Here is a 6246-nt window from a genome sequence, read left to right as displayed (position 1 = left end):
GCTAAAGCGCGCCGCATGACGACGCCCCTCGACCACATCCGCAATTTCTCCATCGTCGCCCATATCGACCATGGCAAATCCACGCTTGCCGACCGGCTGATCCAGCTCACCGGCGCGCTGGAAGAGCGCGACATGAAGGAGCAGGTGCTGGACTCGATGGACATCGAGCGTGAGCGCGGCATCACCATCAAGGCCCAGACCGTTCGGCTGAACTACCGCGCCAAAAACGGCGAGGATTATGTGCTGAACCTCATCGACACGCCCGGCCATGTCGACTTCGCCTATGAAGTGTCGCGCTCTTTGGCCGCCTGCGAGGGCTCGCTGCTGGTGGTCGACGCCTCGCAAGGGGTCGAGGCGCAGACCTTGGCCAATGTCTACCAGGCGATCGACAACAACCACGAGATCGTCGTGGTGCTGAACAAGGTCGATCTGCCGGCGGCCGAGCCCGAGCGCATCCGCGAGCAGGTCGAGGAGGTGATCGGCCTCGACGCCTCCAACGCGGTGCTGATCTCGGCCAAGACCGGCCTGGGCGTGCCGGACGTGCTGGAGGCGATCGTCCACCAGCTGCCGCCGCCGCGCGAGGGTGACATTGCGGCACCCCTGAAAGCCATGCTGGTCGACAGCTGGTACGACGCCTATCTCGGCGTCATCGTTCTGGTGCGCATCATCGACGGCGTGATGAAGAAGGGCCAGACCATCCGCATGATGGGCACCGGCGCAAAGTATCTCGTCGAGCGCACCGGCGTCTTCAAGCCGGCCCGCGTCAATGTCGACGAGCTCGGCCCCGGCGAATTCGGCTTCTTCACCGGCTCGATCAAGGAAGTGGCCGACACCCGCGTCGGCGACACCATCACCGAGGACCGCCGCCCGACGCAAAAGGCGCTGCCCGGCTTCAAGCCGGCGCAGCCGGTGGTGTTCTGCGGCCTGTTCCCTGTCGACGCCGCCGATTTCGAGGATCTGCGCGCCGCCGTCGGCAAGCTGCGCCTCAACGACGCCTCCTTCTCCTATGAAATGGAGACCTCCGCCGCGCTCGGCTTCGGCTTCCGCTGCGGCTTCCTCGGGCTGTTGCACCTGGAGATCATCCAGGAGCGGCTGGAGCGCGAGTTCAACCTCGACCTCATCGCCACCGCGCCTAGTGTCGTCTACCGCATGAACCTCATCGACGGCACGACTAAGGAGTTGCACAACCCGGCCGACATGCCCGACGTGGTCAAGATCGCCTCGATCGAGGAGCCGTGGATCCGCGCCACGATCCTCACGCCGGACGACTATCTCGGCGGCATCCTGAAGCTTTGCCAGGACAGGCGCGGCATCCAGGCCGATCTCTCCTATGTCGGCAAGCGTGCGATGCTGACCTACGATTTGCCGCTCAATGAGGTCGTGTTCGACTTCTACGACCGGCTGAAGTCGATCTCCAAGGGCTACGCCTCCTTCGACTATCACCTGACCAACTATCGCGAGGGCGACCTGGTGAAGATGTCGATCCTGGTCAATGACGAGCCGGTCGACGCGCTGTCCATGCTGGTGCACCGCTCGGCCGCCGAAAAGCGCGGCCGCGCCATGTGCGAGAAGCTGAAGGAGCTGATCCCGCAGCACTTGTTCAAGATCCCGATCCAGGCGGCCATCGGCGGCCGCATCATCGCCCGCGAGACCGTCTCGGCGCTCAGGAAGGACGTCACCGCCAAATGCTACGGCGGCGACGTGACCCGCAAGCGCAAGCTGCTCGACAAGCAGAAAGAGGGCAAGAAGCGGATGCGGCAGTTCGGCAAGGTGGATATCCCGCAGGAGGCGTTTATCCAGGCGCTGAAGATGGGGGATTGAGCCTGCAGTTAGGCCCGCGCTCGTTCACGCGCTCGTCTGGTCAAACTTATGATGTTCGGCCTTGCACCGCCTCTCCGCATTTGGAGACCTATTCTAAACAGTTCCGGGACTTCGAAGCGACCATCCTCTTGATATGCGACGCCGTATTTCTCTAGATTTTCCAAATCAATGTCTGACAAGCCCACGGTTTGAGCTTCTATGCGAGTAAATGGGGTAACAAACCCAGGTGTCTTTTTAAATTTTTCGAATATAGTCTCCAGCTGTGCGACCTCCTTTGGATATTCTTCTACTTTCTTTTCGCTTGTAAAATCGACGGCGGTTTTAAGCGCCGAGGGCGCTAGCAGTCTGTCCTCAAGTTTTACTCCCCGTGAATGCTTTGCGGCTTCACTCACAAAGCGAACTAGGTCTCTGGCCGTGAGTCGTCCCGTAAGATCAGTAAGTACCGAAATAACCCATTCAGTTGTTCTCGCTTCGCGGCTATCATCCTTTCCAAGTTTCATGCCCCATATCCGCCGTAAGTCCCTCTCCTGCAGTTCAGATGAGGAATGTGAGAGCCGCCAGTCACTTGACCATATCCTAGGGATGGCCCCGCTGTTGCTCACTAACCAGACGACCAATTCCTTTATGTCTATGTCCCGCCAAGTTAGGGCATAGTTTGAATAGACGGCGCGGAATTGCGCTGCATTCTGCGTGATTGCGGCTTGGATCATGTCCGCACGTACAAACGCAACATAACCGACTGGTCGGCCCGCCTCCTCCCGCAGCCTCAAAGGTACATCGACGAGAAGCGAGGCTAGGGCCGCAGCCTCATTTGCTTTATTGAACGGGTCGGTCAATACCTCTTCGAGCCCTTCTATGAGCACAACAGGCCGCATCATTGATGTCTTTGCTGCAGAAAGAAAATCAGCCCAGGCCGTATCGCCTCTGAACCCCGCCGACGCTGCTATTTGAGATAACCAGAAGCCTAACCAGTCGCTTTGTGCCGACGTTGCCAGGAGAGCTCGAATTGCCTGGGTGGTTTCCGAGAGCGTTGATGGCTTCTCTCCGGTCAGACTGCTGCTAGCTTGAATCCTTCTATCGGCGACGAGCGATGTGATTCTGTCGCTGGTGAGCGAACCGAACATGGGTATGAAAGAACCTTCAAACGAACTCTGATTTGTGGTCTGGAGGGCTGCCACAGCAGCTCTCCAGCTGCCTCGCTCTAGAAGGAACCGTGCAGTAAGTGTCTTTCCTGTTCCCTTAGCTCCTTCAACAACCACGACAGGCGGTTGGCTTAAAAAGTCGGTAGCAAGCCGTTCAAGGGGGGGAGTTACAAGTGGGGTTGCAAGCTCGTCAGCGGTCTCTGCAAACGTCAACTTGAAAGCGAATTCCTCCAATTGCCGACAACGCTTGTCTGCCTCTTGTGGTGGCGTAGCAACTATCGGCCCCTGTTGATCTAATTCGTTAAACGCTTCCCATCCGGACCAATTTGCCATTTCAGATTTGAGCTGCGTAAGGAAGCTAGATGCAGAAAGCTCTCTTACGAAGGTATCCCACTCGCCGGACATACCGATAAGCTCAGCCATATGTGGAATGAACCCGACAGCGACGGGGCTTGCCTCGATATAATCATTGTCGGCAAACGAAGGGAACTCCTCAGCCGCACTCAAGGTGAGCCGTCCTGCAAGATCGCCGCGATATTTAAAATCGCCGAAACGAGACAACGGAAGTTGGTTAAACAATACGAACGGCTGCCGCCCTGGAACGCCGGTCTGTTCTTCGAGCATACCAAGCGTCCGCATCATACTTGTTAGGGCGGCTACAGACTGGCCCGACGTGCTCGAGACGAACACTCGATCAACAGATGGATCGGCGAGAAACTGGATCGATACATCGACCAAACCTGCGCGTAGGTCTACCACTGCCGCGTTGCATCCTAAATGCGCTGCTAGATCGCGTACCAAGTCCGGAACAACGAAGGGATCATTGCTACGAGCAGCCTGCAAATTTTCAGGCCTGATTGCAAAGCCCGATAGGTCATCAAGCAGACGTTTGACAGGCAGTACGTAGATTCCATTTACCAACTGGTCGACCATTCGCGTCGCAACGAAGTCGATGGTGGATGAAAAACCATCCGATCGATCAGCATGGGCGAGAGCTAGAAAATCTTCTAACGAAATCGTGAAACCAGATTTTCTGCTTTGAAGTAGAAAGCTAACTCCAGGGGCTTCGAAGTCAGCGTCAACTAACAAAACCGGCCCAGCATTTCTATTTGCCAATTCAAGTGAAAACGCCAATGCGGTTGTTGTTCTTCCAACGCCTCCTTTGACACTGTGGAACGCAAATATTGACGGTCCCCATTTTTCCGTTCGAACTGGAAAGTCAATATCAAAATACCGCTCCCCGCTGAGGGCAGCACTAGGTTCGAAAATCTTCTTTGTAGGCTCAATCTCAAGGCTTCGCACTATAGCGACTGGAAGCGTTTCCATGCCATGCGGCGCTGAAAGCTCGATGCGCATGTCTAGTTCGTCAGATGCATTCAACCAACTTCCGAACACCGCTTTGAGCCAATCACGCATCGCGGTTTCATCAGCATCTCGCGTGATGACGATTTCCAATCCGCTCCAATAGGCAGATGTAGAGATTAGCCCATTGGGTGGGGATAATGGTCCGCCAACGAGGTCAATGCTGGACAATCTCCGTGCGACATCCACCCACGAAATCAGTTCGGCTACTCGCAAAGAGTCGCGTACAATCATTTGGGCAGTTCCTTCTCCAAGTACGCGGTGACCTGTGCCAGGTAACCAGTAATATCGGCTTCATCCGCAATGTCGATTGTCAACCCGTATCTCCAAGCCTCATGGGCTTGGCTCAGTGAGAATCGCTGCCCGCCCGTCCCATCCTTAAAACCAGGAACGCACCTAAAGGTCGCCTTCGGCGGGGCAGGCACTCTAGCCGCCGGCACCTTCAAGCGAGCAATCATATCTGCGATCCTATGGCCAAAGAATTCGACATGTTCGACTCCTCCAATGATTTCATGCCGAAATGGTATTTTTGCAGTTTTACTTAGTAGATATTTCAAACCTACCTCTGCTGCATAAAAATGGAGGAGATTGGCGTGGCCGACTGAAGGTATCTCGCCCCGCGCTTTTGCGCCGCGGGCCGCCGAAATACTCGCGAGCAAATTCCAGAAATTTTTGCGATGTTCGTCCTGAAGCACTTTCAGCATGAGCGAATTGCTACTCTCGTTTTGATTAAAGCCAATGCCGTGTGGCTAGTCGGCGCGACTCAGAAGCCACAAAAGGCTACAATACACAAATGCAGTACTACTACACGATCTGAAGCGGGGCAGCCTCGCGTTCCCGTTGCTTTGTCGTGCTTCACCATCCCCCCACATCGGCGTATCCTCTCCCCGGCTCGGGGAGACATCGCATGCGCTCCACCTCGGACACCGTCGCCGCGATCGGCCTCGCCATCGGCGGCGCTTTTGGCTTGGCGGGCACCTTCGTTGCCAGCGACGCGCTGCGCGAGACGCTGTGGACCATCGATGGCGTGGGGGTCGTCGTCGCGGCAGCACTTCTCACCATGAAATACCAGCGGCTCGGCAATGATGTCGTTGCGGCCGGCTTCCTCACCTACCTCGCCGGCGAAAGCCTGCTTCTGGCCGGCAATGCGGCGGGCCTTGAGGCCAGCGTGCCTTCCTATGTCGGCGGCATTTGCCTCTGGGCGGCGGGGCTGGTCATGGTCAGCGCACAAGCGACCTTCGCGCTCTGGATGCGGCTCACCGCTTTCGTCGCGGCCCTGCTCTTCGTCGTCTCGGCGGCGATGATCCTGTGGGGCGCGCCGCTGCTGCCCACATCCGCGCCCTTGCCCGCCGCCGGCTATCCGTTCCTGGTCCTCACCTTCATCGGCTGGATCTGGACGCTGCTGAAACCGGAACGGTGAGCGGCCGAAAAATGGCCGCGCCGCTCGAAATCCGCAACAGCGCCTCCGGCAAGATCCTGCCGGCGGTGGGACCGTTCCTGATCGGCGGCATCTTTGGCTTCGGCGCGCTGCAGGGCCTCGCCTCGGGCGCGTCCGGCGGCCATGTGCTGTGGATCGCGCTGCTCGGCGTCGCCTTCCTTGCGCTCGGCGTCTTCATTTCGCGCGGCGCTTTCGACAATTCGGTCAAGGTCACGCTTGATCAGCGCGGTTTCCGCGATGCTCGCGCCGGCGACGTGCTGGTGCCGTGGAACAAGGTGCGGAGCGTGCGCCTCGCCTCCGGCGGCAAGGGTGCGGCGATGCTCAATTTCGAGCTCACCGAGGAGCCGCCCGACGCGATCAAATACGCCGCCGCCAACGCCTTCGGCCTGATGCCCTTCGGCAAGACCACCGTGCATATGGAGATCTCCTCGCTCGACATCCACGAACAGGACTTGATCGAGGCGGTGAAGAAATTCGCGCCGC

The 6246-nt window shown here is 57.8% G+C and carries 5 protein-coding genes; 3 read left to right on the top strand and 2 right to left on the bottom strand.

The genetic code is table 11. The features are described 5' to 3' along the window. The first annotated feature begins 15 nt into the window (after positions 1-15). Positions 16-1821 (top strand): translation elongation factor 4, encoded by a 1806-nt coding sequence (gene lepA, locus EOA60_RS14485; protein ID WP_067323374.1) that lies wholly within the window; start codon positions 16-18, stop codon positions 1819-1821. 8 nt (positions 1822-1829) lie between these two features. On the opposite strand, the gene EOA60_RS14480 is transcribed toward lepA, so the two are convergent. Both EOA60_RS14480 and EOA60_RS14475 read right to left on the bottom strand, forming a co-directional pair. Further along, positions 1830-4559 (bottom strand): hypothetical protein, encoded by a 2730-nt coding sequence (locus tag EOA60_RS14480; RefSeq protein WP_127334709.1) that lies wholly within the window; start codon positions 4557-4559, stop codon positions 1830-1832. Continuing rightward, the gene (locus EOA60_RS14475) at positions 4556-5029 is read right to left on the bottom strand and encodes a hypothetical protein (protein WP_095825052.1); all 474 of its coding nucleotides are present in this window, start codon (positions 5027-5029) and stop codon (positions 4556-4558) included. Before EOA60_RS14475 ends, EOA60_RS14480 begins: the two co-directional genes overlap by 4 nt. A 203-nt stretch (positions 5030-5232) precedes the next feature. Between EOA60_RS14475 and EOA60_RS37595 the strand changes: the two genes are divergently transcribed. Beyond that, entirely contained in the window at positions 5233-5745 is a 513-nt protein-coding gene (locus EOA60_RS37595) for a hypothetical protein (protein ID WP_164748126.1), read from the top strand. Between the two features lie 11 nt (positions 5746-5756). Next, a partial coding sequence (locus EOA60_RS14465; RefSeq protein ID WP_164899308.1) for a hypothetical protein occupies positions 5757-6246 on the top strand: 490 nt, incomplete at its 3' end.

This window comes from Mesorhizobium sp. M1A.F.Ca.IN.020.06.1.1 (assembly GCF_004023265.1).
Classification (GTDB): Bacteria; Pseudomonadota; Alphaproteobacteria; order Rhizobiales; family Rhizobiaceae; genus Mesorhizobium.
Note: the sequence above shows the minus strand (reverse complement) of the source record. Positions and strands in the feature narration are given on the sequence as shown.

What these genes read in the sequence shown, in the direction of transcription:
- EOA60_RS14480 (WP_127334709.1), bottom strand. Translation starts at nt 4,559, where the DNA reads ATGATTGTACGCGACTCTTTGCGAGTAGCCGAACTGATTTCGTGGGTG.
- lepA (WP_067323374.1), top strand. Translation starts at nt 16, where the DNA reads ATGACGACGCCCCTCGACCACATCCGCAATTTCTCCATCGTCGCCCAT.
- EOA60_RS14475 (WP_095825052.1), bottom strand. Translation starts at nt 5,029, where the DNA reads ATGCTGAAAGTGCTTCAGGACGAACATCGCAAAAATTTCTGGAATTTG.
- EOA60_RS37595 (WP_164748126.1), top strand. Translation starts at nt 5,233, where the DNA reads ATGCGCTCCACCTCGGACACCGTCGCCGCGATCGGCCTCGCCATCGGC.